This is a genomic window from Lawsonibacter sp. JLR.KK007 (assembly GCF_036941135.1).
Classification (GTDB): domain Bacteria; phylum Bacillota; class Clostridia; order Oscillospirales; family Oscillospiraceae; genus Lawsonibacter.
Genome location: NZ_JAYWSY010000002.1, coordinates 387,528 through 406,588 on the forward strand (window position 1 = coordinate 387,528; position 19,061 = coordinate 406,588).

A 19,061-nucleotide genomic window follows, 5' to 3' on the forward strand; every position below is an offset into this window, starting at 1 on the left:
AGTCGCCACATTCCAGGCGTTTGTATCTCCTTGCCGTGGTTCTCCCCTCCTATGTAAAAAGCCGCCCCCATCCGGGAATAACCCGGACAGGCAGCGGCTCTCAGGCTCAATGCTGCTAAATGTTTAGCTCTCCAAATGTTTTCCTGCATTTTCGACAGAAAACAGGGAAATGTTTTACCTCTGTATTTGACCAAATCTTATGTAAGCCCAGCTTACAGGCTGGACAACACACCCATAGTTCGCCGTTGCGAGTTTCGATCACCTGTTGCACTTGCAGACCTCCGCTTCCGGGAAAATATCCTCCCCATCCGGAGGGAAACGGTAAACAGTTGGGTCCCCCCAGTCCCAAGTATCGCACCATGTCCCATCATGGTCCAGCATGACCACGCCGCCCCGGTGTGTATCAACGAACCCTGCGCCAATCTTCATAGTATAGGGATTCCGTCCATAAACGATCAGTCCGTGGCACTCTTTGAGCTGTTCAACCGTCAACCTCTGGTTTGTCTTGCGGAGCGCTGCATATTTCAGCGCTTCTACTGCACGGGCCGCAAAAGCCGCCTCTCGCTGGTTGACGGCCAGCATACCAACGGTTTTATAAAATCGGACGGCTTCCCGGTACTCCTCAGCAGTGCCCGGCAATAGTTCTGTCATGTCTCCATCCTCCCTCATGTCCCGATCCGATGACTGTACCGGACGGGTTTAACTGTGCTCTGCGTTGCCAAGAAGTCCAAAACCATGTCTACGTTTACAAAGCTCCGATTTCCCGCTTCAACAACTGGGATTTCACCCGATTTTATCAGGCCCCAGACAAAGTGAATGGTAATTGGTGTCTCTGGATCAATGGTCTGAATCTCAGCCAGAACGCCCTTGGCGTCCCTCATGCGCGGCAAACTTGCCATATTTACACCGCCTCCACCTTCCCACTGGCTGGGGCTTGTCCAACTCCGCTGGTGTCCCCTGGTGCCTTGATAGTGAACAAGTTGTCGAACGGCTTCCCCAGTGCTTCACTGATCTTTGTCGCTGTCTTAGGACTAACAACAAAGCCTTGTTCAACCCGAACAATACTGCTATGCGGAACACTCGCTTTATTTCCTAAGTCAACCTTGGTGAGTCCTTGCAGCACACGGGCACGTGCTATTTCTGCGCTGTTCGGGATGATTCTCGTTCGGTTCTGCATAAAAATTTCCTCCAAATTCAATCGTCGTTGAGCTCCATGGTTCGATTATAGCTCAATTATAATTGAGTGTCAAGGCCTTTTTGAAAATTTTTCAATGCCCGTTGACTTTTTATCACTTTCTGCTATAATGTGTGTATAGGAGGATTTCATTATGATTAAGAGCGAAAAGGAAAAACTGGCCGGAATCCTAAAAGAAGCCCGAAAAAATCATGGCTTTACGCAAGCTGAGGTTGCAAGAAAATTAGGAGTAACTTTCCAGGCTGTCAGCAACTACGAACGTGGCATAAACAATATTGACGATGAAACATTGGCACGACTCTGCAACCTTTACGAAATTCCTTTTCAGAGAACAGTCGATAGTATCAACTATAAAGAAATTGCAGAAAAGCTAAAGCAAGCCCGAACGAAAAAGAAGCTCACACAATCGCAAGTTGCTGAACGATTAGGGATTTCTGTAAAGACAATCAGAGGGTACGAAACCGGAAAAGTGGAGATTCCTGTACACCAAATACAACTTCTTTGTGGGATATATGACATAGAAGTTGGCTCTGTAATAGAGAAAAATGTCCTTTTATTTCGCTTTTCTAATGATGCTGTGTTCACAGATATAAAAGCCTACTTTATTCAGTTTGCAGATGATTTAAGAAAAATTGCAGACGAAGTTGAAGGGATTTTTGAGGGTGAGGATGACCAACTTCGAGAAATATCTGTAAAGTTTAAGTTGGATATAACCGAGCGCTTTTAAAATCCTCATAATAGTAAGGAGGCCCTATCATGGCAACGATCACAAAAAGAGGCGACACCTACCGCATTCGCTCATACTGCGGCTACGATGCCAACGGGAAACAGGTGATCCGCTCCACCACCTGGAAGCCCTCCCCTGGTATGACGCCTAAGCAAATTGAAAAGGAAGTCCAGCGGCAGGGGATTCTGTTTGATGAAAAGTGCTCTGGCCAGGGCTGGGGCGGCTCTGTAAAGTTTGAAACCTTCTGCAAACAATGGTTTGAGGAGTACGCTGTCCCCAGTCTGCGGCCCCGCAGCGTAGCCCGGCTCCATCAGCTGGAGGAACGTACCTATGCGGCCCTGGGCCACATTCGTCTGGACAAGCTGACTCCCAGGCAGATACAGACCTTTATCAACGATCTTGGAAAACCAGGTGTCAGCCAAAGGGAAGGGCGGTCCCGCTCCAAGGTGGACATTAAGACCATCCTGAAGGAGCGGGACATGGATCAGAAGCAGCTTGCTGAATTGATCGGTCTGGGCCGCTCTACCATCTCCACCGCTTGCCGTAATGAGGAGATCACCCAGGCGAACGCAAAAAAGATAGCAAAAGCCTTGGGCCGGGACTACGCTTCTATGTTTGAGACGATCACCCCCAAAACCGCCCTATCCCCTAAGACCATCCGCAATTATCACGGTTTTGTGTCCTCCGTTCTGAGCTATGCCGTTCGTATGGGTATGCTCCAGCACAACCCTGCTCAGAATGTCACTCTTCCTCATGCGGAGCGAAAAGAAAAAGAATGCTATTCTCTTGAGGAAGCACAAGCCTTTCTTGTAAGTCTGGAGAGCGCCCCCGTTAAATACCGGGCTTTTTTCGTCCTTGCAATCTACGGCGGCTTTCGCCGGGGAGAAATCCTGGGGCTGGAATGGCCTGACCTGGACTTTGATCACTGCGTAGTCAGTATCCGCCGCACGAGCCAGTACCTGAAGGAGCGAGGCGTATTTACCGACACAACAAAGACAGTCCAGAGCCAGCGGTCCCTAAAGCTGCCCGTCGAGGTATTCGATGTGCTGAAGCAGCTCCGGGCAGAGCAATCGCTTGCCCGGCTCCAGCTTGGGGATCAGTGGCATGACTCGCAGCGGCTCTTTGTCAATGCGTTCGGCGATCCCATGCACCCCAACACCCCCTATAGCTGGCTGAAAAATTTCTGCAAAGAGACCGGGCAGAGGTTTTTAGGTGTCCACCAGTTTCGCCACCTGAACGCATCGCTGCTAATCAACAGTGGAGCAGACGTTCGTACCGTTTCCGCTTCACTTGGACACTCTCAGGTGACAACTACCTTGAACATCTATGCCCACACTTTTGCAGAAGCACAGGCCAGAGCCGCAGAGTCCATAGCGGCCAAGCTTGATTTTGGACGTCGACCGAAAGTACAGGCCATGGCATAGCCACAGGAAGCATAAAAGGAGCGGGACACTACCGGATACCCCCGGAAAGTCTCCCGCTCCTATCCTGTTTTAACGACCAAATTTCCCATTTTTGAGGGTGTAACGACCAAACAACGACCAAATCAGATGACAGAAGAAAAAGTAAAATCCCGAAGCCCTTGCAAATACCAGGGTTTCGGGATTTTATCATTGGTGCGGCTGACGGGAGTCGAACCCGTACGCCCATCCGGACACAAGCACCTCAAGCTTGCCAGTCTACCAATTCCAGCACAGCCGCAAAGCGCGGTCATTTTTCAGACCGCTTGCTTATTATACTGTCAACGGGAGGATTTGTCAACGGTTTTTTCGAGATTTTATGCCTGCTCCGCTTTTTGAGCCGCGATCGCCTCCCGCTCCTGCAGCAGCTCTGCGTGGAGCTGCTTCGTATCCCAGGCCCGGTTGGTCTCAGTGAGCACAGCCTTCAGCGGAATGGGGGGCAGATTGGCCACCCGGATCACCTCCAGCACCTGATGGAGCAGGGCCTGAGGCATGTAACAGAACACCAGCATAGGCTCCGGCAGGGACTCGGCGGTCTCGCCGGGTTCCCCCTTTCCCTTGGCCAGCTCCTCCAGCGGGACATGGTAACGGTCAGGCCCCACCACCCGCATGCGCAGGCGGAGCATGGCGAAAATCTGCCGCAGCCGGGAAAACTCTTCCCCGGAGCAGTTGTACATCAAAATCGTTCCAGCATTTTTCATCCAAACACCTCATTAGACCTGAGCCAGCGCCTGCTCGATGTCGGCGATCAGATCGGCCGCGTCCTCAATGCCGCAGGAGAGCCGGACCAGATCGGGGGTGATGCCGGCAGCTGCCAGCTCCTGGTCGTTCATCTGGCGGTGGGTAGCGGAGGCCGGGTGCAGGATACAGGTGCGTGCGTCGGCCACATGGGTCTCGATGGCGGCCAGCTTCAGGTGCTTCATGAAGGTCTCCGCAGCGGCCCGCCCGCCCTGGAAGCCGAAGGACACCACGCCGCAGGTGCCGTTGGGCATATACTTTTGGGCCAGCTCGTAATACTTGTCCCCCTCCAGACCGGGGTAGGTGACGAAGCTGATCTTGGGATGGGCCTTCAGGTATTTGGCCACCGCCAGACCGTTCTCACAGTGGCGGGGCATCCGGACATGGAGGCTCTCCAGCCCGAGATTCAGCAAAAAGGCGTTCTGAGGGGACTGGATGGAGCCAAAATCCCGCATGAGCTGAGCGGTGGCCTTGGTGATGAAGGCCCCGCCCTGGCCGAATTTCTCGGCGTAGGTGATGCCGTGGTAGCTGTCGTCGGGGGTACACAGGCCGGGAATTTTTCCTTGTGGGCCATCCAGTCGAACCTGCCGCTGTCCACGATGCAGCCGCCCACACCGGCCCCATGGCCGTCCATATACTTGGTGGTGGAGTGGGTGACGATGTCACAGCCCCACTCGAAGGGCCGGCAGTTCACCGGGGTTGCGAAGGTGTTGTCGATGACCAGGGGCACGCCGTGGGCGTGGGCGGCCTTGGCGAACTTTTCGATGTCCAGCACAGTGAGGGCGGGGTTGGCGATGGTTTCGCCAAACACGGCCTTGGTGTTGGGCTGGAAGGCGGCGTTCAGCTCCTCCTCGGTGCAGTCGGGGGAGACGAAGGTAAAGTCGATGCCCATCTTCCGCATGGTGACGTGGAACAGGTTGTAGGTGCCGCCGTAGATGGTGGAGGAGGCCACCACATGATCGCCGCAGTTGGCGATGTTGAAGATGGCGTAGAAGTTGGCCGCCTGACCGGAGGAGGTGAGCATCGCGGCGGTTCCGCCCTCCATGTCGCAGATTTTTGCGGCTACCATGTCGTTGGTGGGGTTTTGCAGCCGGGTGTAGAAGTAGCCGCTGGCCTCCAGGTCAAAGAGCTTGCCCATGTCCTCGCTGGTGGCATATTTAAAGGTAGTGGATTGAACAATGGGAATCTGCCGGGGCTCGCCGTTGCCGGGGGTGTAGCCCCCCTGAACGCATTTGGTGTTGATGCGGTAATCGCTCATTGGGAACGCCTTCTCTCATTAGAATCAAAGATAAGAGTACCGGGAACCAGGGAAAATGTCAAGTGTTTTCCGCAGCTGTGAGCTTTTAAACAGGTGTTTCATGGCTCCTCCTTCTCCCCGGCCAGCTCGTCCCACAGCACCGCCTCCCCGGCGGACAGCGTCTGGTGGCTGCGGTAGCTGATGGAACGGCCCGAGGACAGGATCTCCACCGACTCCACCCCCTCCACCTGGGACAGGGTCAGCACGATGGAGTAGTCCGCCAGGCTGAGGGATACGTCAGCCAGCGCGCCATACTGCTCAGACAGGTCCACCACCAGGACGCCGGGCCGCTCCCCGTCCCAGCTGCAGCCGCGCACCGTGACGCCCCGCGGAAAGGGAGAGCTGAGCCCCTCCTGGACGGGACCGGCCAGCAGAGCGGACAGCAGCTGCTCGGGGACCAGCTCCCCCTCGTAGGGCTGAGCAGACAGGGCGGGGCCGTGTTCCCCCTCGCCGGTGCAGAACCAGAGGACAGGCCCCTCCGTTTGCTCCCGCTCCCCGACCGAGCAGGCGGTCAGGAGGAGCAGCAGCGCCAGCAGAAGCAGCCGCCGTTTTCGCCTCATTGCGCCTCCCCCCTTTCATTGCCCTCGGAGGCACACCAGGGGAAGCCTACGGTGAAGAGACTCCCCTCCGGGCTCCGGGGCCGGGCGGTGACCCAGCCGCCGTGGCGGCGCACCGTATCCCGGACAATGGACAGCCCCAGTCCGGTGCCCCCCGCCGCCCGGGACCGGGCCTTGTCCACCCGGTAGAAGCGGTTGAACACCTTGGGCAGGTCCTCCTCGGGGATACCCACGCCGGTGTCCCCCACCTCCAGCAGCACCTGGTCCCCATCCCGGTACACAGAGACGAAAACCTTCCCCCCCCGGTAGTTGTATTTGATGGCGTTTTCCACCAGATTGAAGCAGATCTGGGACAGGTCGTCCCCGGTGCACAGAATGGTGCAGCCCGTCTTCAGCGTCTTCTCCACGCTCACCCCGGCGGACTCGGCCACCGGCTGGAGCAGCGTGATGGTCCGCTCGGTCACCTGGGCCGCGTCCACCACGCGCTCCTCCCCCACCGGCAGACTGTCCAGCCGGGTGAGGGCCAGCAGATGCTCGGTGATGCGGGTGAGCCGCTCCGCCTCGGAGCCGATGTCCCCCACAAAGTCCCGCACCATCTCCGGGTCCATCTCGCCGGTCTGCAAAATGGAGTCGGCCAGCAGGCGGATGGAGGCCAGCGGCGTCTTCAGCTCGTGGCTGGCGTCGGAGACAAAGCGGCGGCGGACCTCCTCGGTGGTTTGGAGGCGGTCGGTCAGGTTGTTGAACTCCTCGGCCAGCTGGGCCATCTCATCCCGCCCCACGGGCTGGAGGCGGTGGCCATACTCCCCCTCCCCCACGACGCGGATGGCGCCCAGCAAAGCCGCAATGCGGGCGGTGAGCATTTTGGAAAAGAAGGTCGACATCACCAGGGTGACCAGAGCGATCACCAGGGAGATGGTGCGCAGGTTTTGCTGCAAGCTGTACAGCAGGGCGCCCTGCACCCGGTCCACCTCCAGGATATAGATGGACCCGATCACCATGCCGCGGTAGACGATGGGCATGGCCGCGGTGGAAACAAAGGCCCGGTCCGTGTACCGGGAATAGGTCACGTCGTTCCCCCGCAGGGCGGACACCACCTCCTGATACAGGGCGTAGCGGTACTCCGGTCCGGCCTCCTCCCCGGGGGACGGCTCCTCCTCCGGCTGGCGGGTGCTGTCATAGAGGATCAGCCCCGCCGGGTCGGTGACCAAAATGCGCTTCAGGCCCATGCTGTCCAGCATGTTCATCACCCTGGCCACCTGCTCGGAGGACAGAGACTCCAGCTCCATCAGCGCCGAGGCCATCACCGCCGCCTGACTTTTCAGGGAATCCCGCTTGGAGGCGAAGAGCAGGTCCTGAGAGGCCAGCACCGGGTAGGTGTTCAGCAGCACCAGTACCACGGCGAAGATGACCAGATAGCTCAGGGCGTACTTCACCTGGAGCGAGGAGAAAAAGGGGATCTTGTTCTTGTTGTTCGTGGGGTGGCACCTCCTCTCAAAGGCCCCTTGGGCAAAGGAGCCTTTTACACCTTCGCCAGATAGTAGCCCACGCCCCACTTGGTGCGGATATACTCCGGGTTGGCGGGGTCCAGCTCCAGCTTCTCCCGCAGGCGGCGGACGTGGACGTCCACCGTGCGGTAATCCCCGATATACTCATAGCCCCACACCACATTGAGCAGGTTCTCCCGGCTGTACACCCGGCCCGGATTGCGCAAAAGCAGCTCCATCAGGTCGAACTCCTTGGCGGTGAGCTCCACCGGGACGCCGTCCCGCCAAGCCGCCCGGCCGCTGGGGTCCAGCCGGATGTGTCCCGCCGCCAGCACGCCGTCGCTGCGCATGTGTTCCGCCGCCCCCGACCGGCGCAGCAGCGCCCGCACCCGGGCCTTCAGCTCCAGCAGGTTGAAGGGCTTGGTGATGTAGTCGTCCGCGCCGCACTCAAAGCCCATGATCTTATCGGTGTCCTCCCCCTTAGCGGTCAGCATGATGACCGGGACATTGGAGAACTCCCGGATGCGCATGCAGGCCTGGAGGCCGTCGATCTTGGGCATCATCAGGTCCAGCAGGATCAGGTCAAAGCCCCCCTCCCGGGCCAGCTCCACCGCCTGCTCGCCGTCATAACCCACCTCCACCTGATAGCCTTCGTGCTCCAGGTTGAACTTGATGCCCTTTACCAGCACCTGCTCGTCGTCTACTACTAATATCTTCGCCATGTTGGCACCTCACTCATTTCCCACGGCCGCGTAAGCCCGCAGATTCTCCAAAATCACCGGTCCAATGCCGGACACCTCGGTCAGCTCCTCCAGCGTCTGGAACGGACCGTGCTCCTCCCGCCAGGCGATGATGTCCTGAGCCCGCTTCTCCCCGATGCCGGGCAGGCGCTGAAGGTCATAGGCATCCGCCGTGTTCACGTTGATGGTCTCCCCGGGAAGCAGGCTGTCCGGACGGCTGTCCTCCTCCGCCTCCTCTGGAGCGGAGACGTCCTCCTCCGCCGGGCGCTGGACGGTGTTCACCTGATAGGGCTCCGGCGAGCTGGTCCGGGCCAGGAACCAGGTGCCACAGACCAAAACAAAGACGGTGAACAGGCCCAGCACCGCCGCCGCGAATCTGGATTTGCCTTCCATGCGTTTCTCCCCCTTGCAGATTAGACCGCTCTTTGCTATAATGGAACGTATGTGATCCAGGACGGATTTTTTAAGAAGATCTTAATTGCCTTTTTTCCGTCTTTGCGCTACACTGGTCACGGACCGAATTTCCGGTTGTATTATAGCATACATATGGAGAATTTCCTATGAAAAAATATCGAATTCTTTCCCTGCTCCTTTTGTTCACTCTGGCGCTGTCGCTGACCCCCGCCTCCGCCTCCTCTGTTCCTGATCAGGAGGACCTGGACCTGTTCTGTACCCACGCCGTCCTGCTGGACGCCAACCACGGCGAGGTCCTCTATGATATGAAAGCCTACGAAAAGTCCTACCCCGCCAGCATCACCAAGATCATGACCGCCCTGTTGGTGCTGGAGGCCGTCGAGTACGGTCAGCTGTCCCTGAGCACCCCCGTCACCGCCGGGGAAACCCGTATGCAGGATGTGACCTACTCCTACGTCAATGGCAGCATCAAGCTGGGCGAGGTGCTCACCGTGGAGGAGCTGCTGTACATGACCCTTCTGCCCTCCTATGCCGACGCCTGCAACATCCTGGCCGTGGCGGTGGACGGGTCTATTGAGAACTTTGTGGACCACATGAACCGGAAAGCCTCCGAGCTGGGCTGTCAGGGCACCCGCTTCACCAATCCGGTGGGCATCCACAACGAAAATCACTACTCCACCGCCTACGACCTGGCTCTCATCATGCGGGCCTGCCTGGACTACGACACCTTCCGCACCATCATCAAGACCGCCCAGCACACCGTGCCCGCCACCGACCTGTCCGGGGAGCGCTTCTTCTACAACACCAACGCGCTGATCTCCAACATGTACTATGCCGGTTACGTCTACGACAAGTGCATCGGCGGCAAGACGGGCAACACGGATGAGGCGGGCCGCTGTCTGGCGGCCGCCGCCGAGGACGGGGACGAGCTGCTCATCTCCGTGGTGCTGGGCTCCGGGCCCATGGAGGTCCCCGGCGACACCGAGCTGCGCCAGGGCCAGTTCCGGGAGAGCAAACGGCTGCTGGAGTACGGCTTCAACAACTTCCATCGGGTAACCATCACCAAGGACAGCGAGCCGGTGGCCAAGGTGGCCGTCACCATGTCCCGCCAGGCCGACGAGGTGAACGTGAAGGCCCAGGGCTCCATCACCCGCACCCTACCCAAGTCCATGGACGTGGACGACATTGAGACGGACATCAAGCTCTTCGCTGACGAGGTGGAGGCCCCGGTAGAGGCCGGACAGGTCATGGGCATCATGACGCTGTACTACGGAGACGAGGTGTACGGCACCCTGGACCTGGTGGCCATCACCTCGGTGGAGCGGTCGGAGCTGCTGTATAAGAAGCAGCAGTTCTTCCAGTTCTTCCAGAACGAGGGAGTGCGCATCATCCTGGCGGTGGTGCTGTTCCTGGCCGCCATCGTGGTGCTCAAGCTCACCGTCTTCCGCCGGAAGAAGCGTCCCAAAGCCGGAGCCGCCGCCCGGCGGGGCAACTACAAGGGCACCCGGATGTGAAAGGGGTGGTATGCGTGAAGCGATGCATTGTCCTCAGCGGGATCATGGACAACTAAAACAGTTCAGGAGGTTTTGAAATGATCCCGCAATGGAAGCTATACCCCCGTTCCCAGGGGCACAGCACCGTCTACCTGCAAAACGTAGTGACCGATCCCTCCATCACTGTGGGGGACTACACCATCTATGACGACTTCGTCAACGACCCCCGGGATTTTCAGCGGAACAACGTGCTCTACCACTACCCCATCAACCAGGAGCGGCTGGTCATCGGAAAATTCTGCTCCATCGCCTGCGGAGCGAAATTTCTCTTCAACAGCGCCAATCACACCCAGCGTTCCCTGTCCACCTACATCTTTCCTGTCCTTTTTGAGGAGTGGGGCCTGGACGTGGAGCGCATCCCCGAGGCCTGGGATAACCGGGGCGATATCATCATCGGCAATGACGTGTGGATCGGTTACGAGGCAGTGATCCTGTCCGGCGTCACCATTGGAGACGGGGCCATCGTCGCCGCCCGGGCGGTGGTCACCAGAGACGTTCCGCCCTATGCCATCGTGGGCGGCGTACCCGCCAAGCCCATCCGCCAGCGGTTCTCCAACCCGGACATCGCCCAGCTCCTGGAGCTGCGCTGGTGGGACTGGCCCAAGGAGAAGATCGCCAGGACCATCGACGCCATACAATCCGGCGATTTGGACGGACTGAAACGAGCGGCAGACACAGTATAACAAAACGCGGAGGGAACCTACAGTTCCCTCCGCGTTTTCCTTCCAATCACAGCCTTCATTGATGTTTCAAGAGAGGAACCGCCCATCAAACAGAGCGAGGTTGGAGAAAAGAACAGCCTGCAAACTGATTTCGAGTGTGTCTAAAACCGCTTTTGTCGGAAGTTATTACACATGAAAATACAGAAAAATCAAGGGCTTCAGGCCCTGGAACCCTTGATATGCAAGGCGTCTCTGGTTCCAGTTTTTGCGCTATTCCTAAAAACTCATTCCCACTCGACAAATCCTATTATATGGGACTGTATTTTCTATGTTTTCACGGATAAATTATTCGCAAATTTGTTAATGTTTCACCTGTTATTTTTGGCCGCTCAATTTCTTAGTATCAAAATAGTATCACAAAAGGCGGAGAAATGCAACCACATTCCCCGCCTTTTCCAAATCACTTCTCATTTTTCTTTAATACTATTCCTTGATATGTTCTAAGCGATTCCCCTCTTGGTCAAACAATTCATATACTTCATACTTGCCAGTTCCAGTCCCATAAAACAAGTGATAACCGTTTATATCTAATGGTGTCAACTCTTGATTTTGATAGGTAATAGCGGCTACATCTTCGTCATAAGCGACAGCCATCACAACATATTTATCACTTTTATCATACCAAGAAACCAATACTTGCGTTCTAAGGTCACCACTGTCGAGCTTTTGAGGTATTTCAATATTTAGAGAGCCATTCATTTCAACAACGCTATAAAAAATACTGTTTTTTTGTATGATAGCGTTCTGGAGTTCATTATTATTATTTTTGTTAGTATATATTACTACAATAAGATTTTCATCAATTTGTTGGGAGGTTAAGATTTCGCCTACTTCAAACGGATATTTTATTCTGTTGAGTGCAGTATCAATACTTTTAGGAAAGTATATAAAAGAACCAATTACCACACTTAAAAAGATAAATAGTCCAATAAAAATTAGTTTTCTGTTTTTCATGTGCGGCCTCCAATGGGAATTTATCGTTTACATTATAACAGTAAAATTCCCTGCTGACAAGTATAAATCAGGAGGGTACACCTTGGAGTGCCCTCCTGATGTCCGTTACCTCGCCCCCCGTCTAAACCTCCGCTTTGCTTTCTTCTGCTCCCGCTCTTGTGCCTCCCGGCGCTTTGCGTCCTCCACGGCCCGCTCTACTTCCTCCGGGCCGAAAGCCCGCTTTGCTCGCTCAAAAAAGAAGCCTTGCAACCATTGTAGTACAACAGTTGCAAGGCTTTTGATATGTCGTAGGGCAATGGCGGTTATTCCCACTCGTTGCTGGGCATCATGTTCTAACGGATTTTGCTTTAGAAATATGATGCCCTGTTCTTTTGTTTATTTGATATATCCATATTATCCAGCCTATACGATGGGCTGTTATCAAATTGTTATCAGTCATGATAACGGGAGGGAGTTGCTTACTATTTGCTCTGCTGGTTTACAACTTTGATGATAGCACAAAAGGCGGGGAAATGCAACTACATTCCCCACCTTTCACTGAGGTATCTGTACGAAAAATAATAACCTTTTTATTGCTTTTGTTTTGATGCAGTTCCTATACCCTTTTTTATCATACCAGCTATAATGAACCCAATTATAATTCCAAGGAAATTACAAATCAAGTCGTCAATATCTAAACTTCTGCCGACAAATAATTGGAGAGACTCTACAACAAGCGGAACTACTAAAGATATTATTAAAGCTTTTTTTCTATTTAGCTTTTCAACGACAAATGGGAGGAAAAATCCAAATGGAATAAACATTATAATATTGCCAACAATCATCTCTTTTACCCAACTTCCAAGCGAGTAATCGCCGCTTAGACACTTCACAATGGTAGGAATTAGGTTGATTTCACCAAACTTGAAAAATGTGCCCATGTACTCCCACCAGCCGAAGAAAATACCATCATAAACGTGTAGCCAAAAGTTTGCTGGCAGTATTACAAGACTGCATAATCCCGTCAAATAGCATACAAACAGCAGTCGCATAATCTCCGATAACCATACTATACGTCGGTTCTTTCGCTTCAAAAAAACTAATCTGAGAATCAAATATACAATTCCTACAACAATAGTAATCGGAACAGCTTGCAAAAAATAACCCAGAATTGAACTTGAGTTCATTTCCATTCTTAAAAAATTATAAATTTCAATAAACATATGTTTCCTCCATAAGGTTTGCCTTGTTATTTTTATTATAGCAGTGAAAACACCCGCTGACAAGTATAAATTAGGAGGGCACCCATTGGAGCGCCCTCCCGCTGTCCGTTACCTCGCCCCTCGGCTAAACTTCCGCTTTACATTCCTCTGTTCTCGCTCTTGCGCCTCCCGGCGCTTTGCGTCCTCCACGGCCCGCTCTACTTCCTCCGGGCCGAAAGCCCGCTTTGCTCGCTCAAAAAAGAAGCCTTGCAACCATTGTAGTACAACAGTTGCAAGGCTTTTGATATGTCGTAGGGCAATGGCGGTTATTCCCGCTCGCTCCTGTCAAGCTTATTCTAAACAGTTTTGCTTATGGGATTTGGCTCTGATTATCTACATTGTTTCCATTATCCAGATGGTTTGGGCTATCTGCTTTTTTGTTGCCATTGTGTTGCCATACAAGCTAGCAAAGCCTCACATTCTATAATAGCGAAAACACTTATGTTTTGATATACGAATCTCGTAATTCTTTAAATGTGGAGGGACGCATCAGGTACAAGTCGCCACGGCTGCGGGTCATAGCAACGTATAATTTGTTAAGAGTAGAAACAGGTATTCCTTTAGCTGAGAAACCATCATCGTCAAGCCGATCAAACCTATCTGTCAGAATCACACAAGCCGCATCCACAGTATCTCCTTTGGAATACGACCAGTTCATTGCTTGAAATGAATAACTGGCTGCGTCCTTGAATACTAGCTTTACAATCTGTTGATTTTCAAGGATCTCCGCAGCATTTGCATCTGTCCAGATTACAGATCCTGCATTCTCTCCGCAAGAAGAGATATTTATACCGAGCTTTCTACTCACAAATTCACACACCTCTGTAGAGCAACGTCTGGATTTGTCCAAAGTAGTTGTGTCAACCTCAAAACCAGCGCTTTGTAGTTCAGCAACAAATTCATCATACCCAACATCAGAAGCCCTTTTCTTGAATGGCTTACCAGAGTTGTTGATTGCTGAAACGGAATGTTGATGATAATCTCCGACAAGCACAACATCATTAAATTGTTTTGCTAATGCCATAATCAGTTCATAGTCGTATTCTCGGAAGTCTTGGAATTCATCTATCAATACAACATCATAGAACAAATTCAGCCGTGCTACCGCTCTTTTTACAAGAGATTCTCGATTTTTCTTTACTTGCAATACCAACTCTGACAAAGTTGCACAGTAATACTGGCGTATTCTCGTTACATAGTGTTCCAATCTGTCTTTTTTGAAATAGTATGGGTTTGGAATCATACTTCTACCCCTTCCTGGAATCCTCATCGGCGGCGGATCTTTTATACAGATTCCACTACCGACGAAACCAGGAATTCCAAAGTGTTCAACAATACTCGGCTCATAAGGAAGCACAAAATTATGGTATACAAATGAATCAAACGTCGATACCATAGTCAGTTTTGGTACACCTCCATGTGCGTCACATAGCTCTTTTTGAATATTGTAGATATTCTCATGGGTAAAAGCCAGTATAAGGTTTCGCTTGTTTGGGTCTATCTTATGGCAGATATAATAGGTTTTTCCTGCACCGGCTACAGCAAGGATTACTTTCTTAGCCATCCAATCGCATCCTTTATGTACTGTGGTGCTTCAAATGTAATACCGGAAGTCAGCATTTGATAGGCAACATCCACTTTATTATTCAGCATTTTTCCCGGTACTGCACCGTAGTCCTTTTCATGGAATAGATATTTCGCACCTGTCTGAACTTCTATCATCCCATCTAATACCGTCTTATTGACATTATATACGCAAATTTCCCATGTCCAATCATCGGTCGTTGCACCCATAAAAATATGTTGCAAATCATGGGAGCTATTAAAGCTATCTGCTTCTGTAATCCTTTCAGATTTAGCATCATTATCTGTAACAACAGCAATACGTTTGTCTGTTGCTTTCGCAATCTCAAGGTATCTCTTATAAGAAATACCGTTACAGGAAATCACAGAAATACCATCTTCCTCGATTGTGTGACCCGTAATTTGCTCGTAAAACTTAGGCAAAAGGAGGAACTCTGTTGCTCCCTCAACTAAAAATACCTTCTTGGATAATACCAGTTGCAAAAAAGCATTATCATCGGCACAAACGAAAAAATCCGCTACCTCCTTATCCACACTTGCCAAAGTTTTAACGCCTTCCTCTGTAATCCATAGAACATTGTTCAGATTCAATCTGCTGGCAATCATGTTGTTATGAGTAGCAACAATAATCTGTGAATTGTCCTGCTGAACTGATATTTCTTGAAGCATCTTTTGTAAAGTTGAAAAACTAAGATGGTTTTCTGGCTCTTCCATCAAAATGACGTCTAAGCCGTTTGCTCTATCTAACGCAATCTGTGTCTTAATAAGGCTCTCGATACCACTACCACGATTTTCGAGGGCAACAGAATCCTCATACACAGACAAGATTGCTTCCAAAACAACTTTCTTGCTGTCTACGCCGAACCTCCTGTTTTCGCTTATCGGTGGCAGGTTGGCGGCTTCGAGAGCATCCTCCAATTTGGCGCGAAATTCGTTTTTGGCCTTTGCTCTGGTTGCTTCGTCATATCTACTCGTAAACAGAGTCCTGTTGTAGTAATTAAACGATGGAGCCGAAGCACTATTGGTTGTGTCGATTGACAGAAAGTTTAGTGGTCGCTTAATCATCTGATAAGGACGGTTTGCAAAGGTCATCCAGGTTAGGGAATAGTATTCATAAGGGATTTTGCCCTCCAGAATAGATTGCTCCATACCGGCTCCTAATTCCTCATCATACTTACATTCAAAACGGATGCCAAACTTTTCAACCTGCTGTTTTCTTTGACCATATACTTCTCCGTAGAAGTAATCAGCACTTTTCTGTTGTGGATCAAGCACTAGTTCTATCTCGATGAAGATTTGAGGTAGAGTTTTGACGCTTGGAGCTGCCTGAAACATAGCGACCATCTGTGTGTTGAACAGATCTCGCAACACGGATTTGTCAGCGTTTCGATACTGCTGGTTCAACACAGTTTTGATCGCATCCAAAATCGTACTTTTTCCAACTTCGTTCTCACCGACAAGAATATTCATGTGTTCATTGAATTGCACATACAGGGATGTAAATTTCTTAAAACCTTCAATATATAGCGATTTGATATAATTCAAGCGATTACTTCCTTTGTGGATCATTTGTCAGTAAAAAACTTGTTTGTATTCCTTTTATTCATGTTTAATTTTCTTCATAGTCAGAACAAATCCAGAAGCCATTCTTTTTGCGTAATTCTTCAACCTTCTGTGTAAACAAGCATCCAGATTCTTCCCGCACCTTGTCCAATTGTTTTTTGTCGCGTGCAGGATTTTTAAGTCGTTTCACAATGACATCACAGTCTCCAAGCTCGCATCCAATCCATCGTCTATTTAGCATCTGAGCAACTGCAAAAGTTGTGCCACTTCCTCCAAATGGATCGAATACGATGTCTCCCTCATTCGTTGACATGGAAATTATTCTGTCAAGCAGCTTAACTGAGAGTTCGTTGTACTTCCGGTTTTTACTGTTTTTGTGCCTTACCGGATAAATATCGGACCATACATCTGAAACATTAACCCCCAAGGGATTCATTTTAGCCTTATAGCCGCCATAATCCTTAATCTCCCCACCACAATGTCTACATGTTTGCAAGGGCATACGTTGATTGTGATAAGTTTGAGCCTTTACACCTTTTATAAACGAAACAAGGGCATAATGAGCAGGGTAAAGCCTGTTTTGAATTGGTAAGTTAAACTTCATATCAACGGCAATCCAGTCCCAAAAAGTCAACTGTTCTCCAAGATAAGTAGCGATATAAGTACCCCATTTGGGAAGATTATAAATAAAAATTCTTCCACCTGGTTTCAGTATTCTGATACATTGATCTAACCATTCATATGTCCAATTAATATATTTCGACATTGTCATATTATCATTAATACCGAAATCATATGTTTTTCCCAAGTTAAACGGGGGGTCAGCAAATATTAAGTCCATACAACTGTTGGGTAGTCCTTTCATGATCTCAATGCAATCACCCTTATACAACTTCCCAAGATCAGTCTCAAATAAAGGTTCAAGATCTTTTAATACATTGTCGCCAGTGGATTTTTGCAGCAGTGCTGCTATATGTGAAATATTTTCGTAATATGACTCCCGATACTCTGCAGGGATATGTCCCATTGCTAACTCAATTTCAAGTTCGTTCATTCCCAGAAAGTCTATAACAGCATTTTTGAATGCAGGCTTATCAGGAAGAAAGGATGTTTGTTGCAAGCTGATAAGAGTTGCCTTAGAAATTTTGCGTGCGCTGAAGAAGGAAAGCATTTCATTGATTGTTATATTTTTATCATGAGTTTTGCTAATAATTAAATCATAAATTGAAAAAAAACGCATAGTACCTTGTCACCCCATGTAACTCATCGTCTGTAGACGCATAGTATGCTTTTATTGTATCATGTAAAAATAATTTAGTCAATAGGAGGAAACCGCATATGCCTAATCGACAGAAAAAAGTGTTGCGTCAGATTATGGCGGAGAACCTTCGAGTTTTGAGATTAGCAACACATATTTCACAAGAAGAATTAGCAGAGCTGTGTGGACTCCACCGTACCTATATATCGGATATAGAACGTTGCAACAGGAATGTCTCTATTGACAATATTGAAAGGATTGCAAATGCCCTACATATAACTGCCTCTGATTTATTAAGGGAAAGGAAGAAATTAGATGAAGATAGCTAAGCAATATGTTTCTGCGGTAGCAGAATACCTGATTAAAACTGATGTGTTTGCAGCCCAAGCATTTGAAGAAGTTCGCTCATCCATACTAAATAATATCACGTTCGGCTCTGATCATTTTATTCTTAATTGCACTCGTAAAAACTGTAACGGCGTAGTTCCTGTTAAAGAAAAATGTTATCAAATTCTGGAAGAAGAATTTGGGTGGTATAGAGAGAAACCTCTTACATATTTTCGCGAGGATGCTCAAAAGGGTGGCCCTATAGACGTTTACAAGGAGTTTGTTGCAGAACAATCTGTTTTCAGAGCGGGGTTGGAATTTGAGACAGGTAATATTTCGTCGGCGCATCGTTCTATGAATAAGTTATGTGTAGGCATAGAAAAGGGCGAGTTGGATCTAGCCATGCTAATGATGCCTATAAAAAAGATGTCCTTCTATTTGACTGATAGGGTTTCAAATTATGAGGAATTAGAGCCGTATTTCCTTCTGCTTGACAAAGTACCGTTTGCAGTATTTGGCTTTGATGCAGAGGAGTACAGTACGGATGCTCCGCTTTTGCCTAAGGGTAAAGATGGAATGTCCCCTCGTACGATTCGAAAGTGGCAATATAAATAATGTGGTTATCCCTTTTGCTTAGGTACCTTTACGGCCCCCTTGAAAAGGGGGGCGTAACCGCCGTAGGCGGTAACGGGGGTTTTAAAAGGGGCGTTTACCACTTATAACCCCCCCGGCGCTTCGCGCCCCCCCCTTTTTCGAGGGGGCTTTGGCCGGTATTCGATAACCTGAACTAAAGGGATAACCACGTATAAATAATACCTTTGCCTTCGTTGGCTTTGTTCAGCGAACATCGTGTAAAGTTGTACACAGGGAAGTTCAAATATCTAGCTTAGATCAAAAAGTGTTTCCGTCCACAGGGGAATCAATCCCCCACAGGCGACATATTGTTACTTTTTGACCTGTTGCAAGTTCTTAATGTTCTTCTTCGCCAGTTTACCGGATGCCTTTCGCCGCTCCTCGCTGTACGGAGCTGTCAGCCGGAAACTCAGCCGCCCCTTCGCAATCTCGAACGTCAGCCCGCCCTGCCCATCATCATCGGTCGGCTTACACTGGTCTGGGTACTGCTGAGCATATGCTCCCAACCGCTTTTTCAAGTCTGTGTTGTGGGTCTGCACCTCAATGATACTGCTCTGCTCATCAAAAAAGATGCCCGTTGTCTTTTGCTGCTTTGTAAGCCCTGTTCGCATGAA

General features: G+C 50.5%; 20 protein-coding genes, 1 tRNA gene and 1 pseudogene. 6 read left to right on the forward strand and 16 right to left on the reverse strand.

Annotated elements, in window-relative coordinates; genetic code table 11:
* Positions 1 to 115 precede the first annotated feature (115 nt).
* From VV088_RS22790 to VV088_RS11690, 3 genes are all read right to left on the reverse strand, one after another.
* Positions 116 to 361, reverse strand: coding sequence for a cysteine-rich KTR domain-containing protein (locus tag VV088_RS22790; RefSeq protein WP_442913150.1), 246 nt, complete (start codon positions 359 to 361; stop codon positions 116 to 118).
* The gene (locus VV088_RS11685; protein ID WP_334600883.1) at positions 259 to 651 is read right to left on the reverse strand and encodes a hypothetical protein; all 393 of its coding nucleotides are present in this window, start codon (positions 649 to 651) and stop codon (positions 259 to 261) included. The genes VV088_RS22790 and VV088_RS11685 overlap by 103 nt, the downstream gene beginning before the upstream one ends.
* Before the next feature lie 250 nt (positions 652 to 901).
* Complete coding sequence (locus VV088_RS11690) at positions 902 to 1,177, reverse strand: helix-turn-helix transcriptional regulator (protein ID WP_334600884.1); 276 nt, start codon at positions 1,175 to 1,177, stop codon at positions 902 to 904.
* Between the two features lie 151 nt (positions 1,178 to 1,328).
* Here VV088_RS11690 and VV088_RS11695 point away from each other — a divergent pair, with 151 nt between their 5' ends.
* Positions 1,329 to 1,922, forward strand: a complete 594-nt coding sequence (locus tag VV088_RS11695; protein WP_334600885.1) for a helix-turn-helix domain-containing protein — start codon at positions 1,329 to 1,331, stop codon at positions 1,920 to 1,922.
* Positions 1,923 to 1,951: 29 nt separating this feature from the next.
* The gene (locus tag VV088_RS11700) at positions 1,952 to 3,346 is read left to right on the forward strand and encodes a tyrosine-type recombinase/integrase (RefSeq protein ID WP_334600886.1); all 1,395 of its coding nucleotides are present in this window, start codon (positions 1,952 to 1,954) and stop codon (positions 3,344 to 3,346) included.
* Positions 3,347 to 3,536: 190 nt separating this feature from the next.
* Here the strand turns inward: VV088_RS11700 and VV088_RS11705 are convergent.
* From VV088_RS11705 to VV088_RS11735, 7 genes and pseudogenes are all read right to left on the reverse strand, one after another.
* A tRNA-Leu gene (locus VV088_RS11705) sits at positions 3,537 to 3,623 on the reverse strand.
* A gap of 76 nt (positions 3,624 to 3,699) precedes the next feature.
* A complete protein-coding gene (locus VV088_RS11710) occupies positions 3,700 to 4,083 on the reverse strand; it encodes a DUF3783 domain-containing protein (protein WP_334600887.1) in 384 nt (127 codons plus the stop codon).
* 12 nt (positions 4,084 to 4,095) lie between these two features.
* A pseudogene (locus tag VV088_RS11715) lies at positions 4,096 to 5,378 on the reverse strand (O-acetylhomoserine aminocarboxypropyltransferase/cysteine synthase family protein).
* 98 nt (positions 5,379 to 5,476) lie between these two features.
* Positions 5,477 to 5,977: a GerMN domain-containing protein gene (locus tag VV088_RS11720; RefSeq protein ID WP_334600888.1), complete on the reverse strand. Its 501-nt coding sequence runs from the start codon at positions 5,975 to 5,977 to the stop codon at positions 5,477 to 5,479.
* Positions 5,974 to 7,527 (reverse strand): sensor histidine kinase, encoded by a 1,554-nt coding sequence (locus VV088_RS11725; RefSeq protein WP_334600889.1) that lies wholly within the window; start codon positions 7,525 to 7,527, stop codon positions 5,974 to 5,976. Before VV088_RS11725 ends, VV088_RS11720 begins: the two co-directional genes overlap by 4 nt.
* On the reverse strand, positions 7,494 to 8,180 hold the full coding sequence (locus VV088_RS11730; RefSeq protein WP_334600890.1) for a response regulator transcription factor: 687 nt from the start codon (positions 8,178 to 8,180) through the stop codon (positions 7,494 to 7,496). The genes VV088_RS11725 and VV088_RS11730 overlap by 34 nt, the downstream gene beginning before the upstream one ends.
* A gap of 9 nt (positions 8,181 to 8,189) precedes the next feature.
* Positions 8,190 to 8,591: a ComEA family DNA-binding protein gene (locus tag VV088_RS11735; RefSeq protein ID WP_334600891.1), complete on the reverse strand. Its 402-nt coding sequence runs from the start codon at positions 8,589 to 8,591 to the stop codon at positions 8,190 to 8,192.
* Between the two features lie 167 nt (positions 8,592 to 8,758).
* Here VV088_RS11735 and VV088_RS11740 point away from each other — a divergent pair, with 167 nt between their 5' ends.
* Together VV088_RS11740 and VV088_RS11745 are read left to right on the forward strand one after the other, a co-directional pair.
* Positions 8,759 to 10,126 carry a D-alanyl-D-alanine carboxypeptidase family protein gene (locus tag VV088_RS11740; RefSeq protein WP_334600893.1) on the forward strand — a complete coding sequence of 456 codons (1,368 nt, stop codon included), beginning with the start codon at positions 8,759 to 8,761 and terminating at the stop codon, positions 10,124 to 10,126.
* A 77-nt stretch (positions 10,127 to 10,203) separates the two neighbouring features.
* Complete coding sequence (locus tag VV088_RS11745) at positions 10,204 to 10,848, forward strand: CatB-related O-acetyltransferase (protein ID WP_334600895.1); 645 nt, start codon at positions 10,204 to 10,206, stop codon at positions 10,846 to 10,848.
* A gap of 462 nt (positions 10,849 to 11,310) precedes the next feature.
* On the opposite strand, the gene VV088_RS11750 is transcribed toward VV088_RS11745, so the two are convergent.
* From VV088_RS11750 to VV088_RS11770, 5 genes are all read right to left on the reverse strand, one after another.
* Positions 11,311 to 11,841, reverse strand: a complete 531-nt coding sequence (locus VV088_RS11750; protein ID WP_021972498.1) for a hypothetical protein — start codon at positions 11,839 to 11,841, stop codon at positions 11,311 to 11,313.
* A gap of 569 nt (positions 11,842 to 12,410) precedes the next feature.
* Positions 12,411 to 13,043 (reverse strand): VanZ family protein, encoded by a 633-nt coding sequence (locus tag VV088_RS11755; protein WP_334600904.1) that lies wholly within the window; start codon positions 13,041 to 13,043, stop codon positions 12,411 to 12,413.
* A 478-nt stretch (positions 13,044 to 13,521) separates the two neighbouring features.
* Positions 13,522 to 14,646 (reverse strand): UvrD-helicase domain-containing protein, encoded by a 1,125-nt coding sequence (locus tag VV088_RS11760; RefSeq protein WP_334600905.1) that lies wholly within the window; start codon positions 14,644 to 14,646, stop codon positions 13,522 to 13,524.
* Positions 14,631 to 16,211: an ATP-dependent nuclease gene (locus VV088_RS11765; protein ID WP_334600906.1), complete on the reverse strand. Its 1,581-nt coding sequence runs from the start codon at positions 16,209 to 16,211 to the stop codon at positions 14,631 to 14,633. Before VV088_RS11765 ends, VV088_RS11760 begins: the two co-directional genes overlap by 16 nt.
* A gap of 64 nt (positions 16,212 to 16,275) precedes the next feature.
* On the reverse strand, positions 16,276 to 17,469 hold the full coding sequence (locus tag VV088_RS11770; RefSeq protein ID WP_334600908.1) for a DNA-methyltransferase: 1,194 nt from the start codon (positions 17,467 to 17,469) through the stop codon (positions 16,276 to 16,278).
* A 98-nt stretch (positions 17,470 to 17,567) separates the two neighbouring features.
* Here VV088_RS11770 and VV088_RS11775 point away from each other — a divergent pair, with 98 nt between their 5' ends.
* Both VV088_RS11775 and VV088_RS11780 read left to right on the forward strand, forming a co-directional pair.
* Positions 17,568 to 17,816, forward strand: coding sequence for a helix-turn-helix domain-containing protein (locus VV088_RS11775; RefSeq protein ID WP_334600909.1), 249 nt, complete (start codon positions 17,568 to 17,570; stop codon positions 17,814 to 17,816).
* Positions 17,803 to 18,429, forward strand: a complete 627-nt coding sequence (locus tag VV088_RS11780) for a restriction endonuclease (protein WP_334600910.1) — start codon at positions 17,803 to 17,805, stop codon at positions 18,427 to 18,429. The genes VV088_RS11775 and VV088_RS11780 overlap by 14 nt, the downstream gene beginning before the upstream one ends.
* Before the next feature lie 329 nt (positions 18,430 to 18,758).
* Here the strand turns inward: VV088_RS11780 and VV088_RS11785 are convergent, their stop codons facing one another.
* Positions 18,759 to 19,058, reverse strand: coding sequence for a hypothetical protein (locus tag VV088_RS11785; protein WP_334602066.1), 300 nt, complete (start codon positions 19,056 to 19,058; stop codon positions 18,759 to 18,761).
* Between the last annotated feature and the right edge of the window lie 3 nt (positions 19,059 to 19,061).

Bases quoted from the DNA above. Each gene is read 5' to 3' on its own strand.
- VV088_RS11695 (WP_334600885.1), top strand. From the start codon at position 1,329: ATGATTAAGAGCGAAAAGGAAAAACTGGCCGGAATCCTAAAAGAAGCC.
- VV088_RS11730 (WP_334600890.1), bottom strand. From the start codon at position 8,180: ATGGCGAAGATATTAGTAGTAGACGACGAGCAGGTGCTGGTAAAGGGC.
- VV088_RS11775 (WP_334600909.1), top strand. From the start codon at position 17,568: ATGCCTAATCGACAGAAAAAAGTGTTGCGTCAGATTATGGCGGAGAAC.
- VV088_RS11720 (WP_334600888.1), bottom strand. From the start codon at position 5,977: ATGAGGCGAAAACGGCGGCTGCTTCTGCTGGCGCTGCTGCTCCTCCTG.
- VV088_RS11745 (WP_334600895.1), top strand. From the start codon at position 10,204: ATGATCCCGCAATGGAAGCTATACCCCCGTTCCCAGGGGCACAGCACC.
- VV088_RS11690 (WP_334600884.1), bottom strand. From the start codon at position 1,177: ATGCAGAACCGAACGAGAATCATCCCGAACAGCGCAGAAATAGCACGT.
- VV088_RS11760 (WP_334600905.1), bottom strand. From the start codon at position 14,646: ATGGCTAAGAAAGTAATCCTTGCTGTAGCCGGTGCAGGAAAAACCTAT.
- VV088_RS11710 (WP_334600887.1), bottom strand. From the start codon at position 4,083: ATGAAAAATGCTGGAACGATTTTGATGTACAACTGCTCCGGGGAAGAG.
- VV088_RS11735 (WP_334600891.1), bottom strand. From the start codon at position 8,591: ATGGAAGGCAAATCCAGATTCGCGGCGGCGGTGCTGGGCCTGTTCACC.
- VV088_RS11740 (WP_334600893.1), top strand. From the start codon at position 8,759: ATGAAAAAATATCGAATTCTTTCCCTGCTCCTTTTGTTCACTCTGGCG.
- VV088_RS22790 (WP_442913150.1), bottom strand. From the start codon at position 361: ATGGTGCGATACTTGGGACTGGGGGGACCCAACTGTTTACCGTTTCCC.
- VV088_RS11780 (WP_334600910.1), top strand. From the start codon at position 17,803: ATGAAGATAGCTAAGCAATATGTTTCTGCGGTAGCAGAATACCTGATT.
- VV088_RS11770 (WP_334600908.1), bottom strand. From the start codon at position 17,469: ATGCGTTTTTTTTCAATTTATGATTTAATTATTAGCAAAACTCATGAT.
- VV088_RS11700 (WP_334600886.1), top strand. From the start codon at position 1,952: ATGGCAACGATCACAAAAAGAGGCGACACCTACCGCATTCGCTCATAC.
- VV088_RS11750 (WP_021972498.1), bottom strand. From the start codon at position 11,841: ATGAAAAACAGAAAACTAATTTTTATTGGACTATTTATCTTTTTAAGT.
- VV088_RS11685 (WP_334600883.1), bottom strand. From the start codon at position 651: ATGACAGAACTATTGCCGGGCACTGCTGAGGAGTACCGGGAAGCCGTC.
- VV088_RS11755 (WP_334600904.1), bottom strand. From the start codon at position 13,043: ATGTTTATTGAAATTTATAATTTTTTAAGAATGGAAATGAACTCAAGT.
- VV088_RS11785 (WP_334602066.1), bottom strand. From the start codon at position 19,058: ATGCGAACAGGGCTTACAAAGCAGCAAAAGACAACGGGCATCTTTTTT.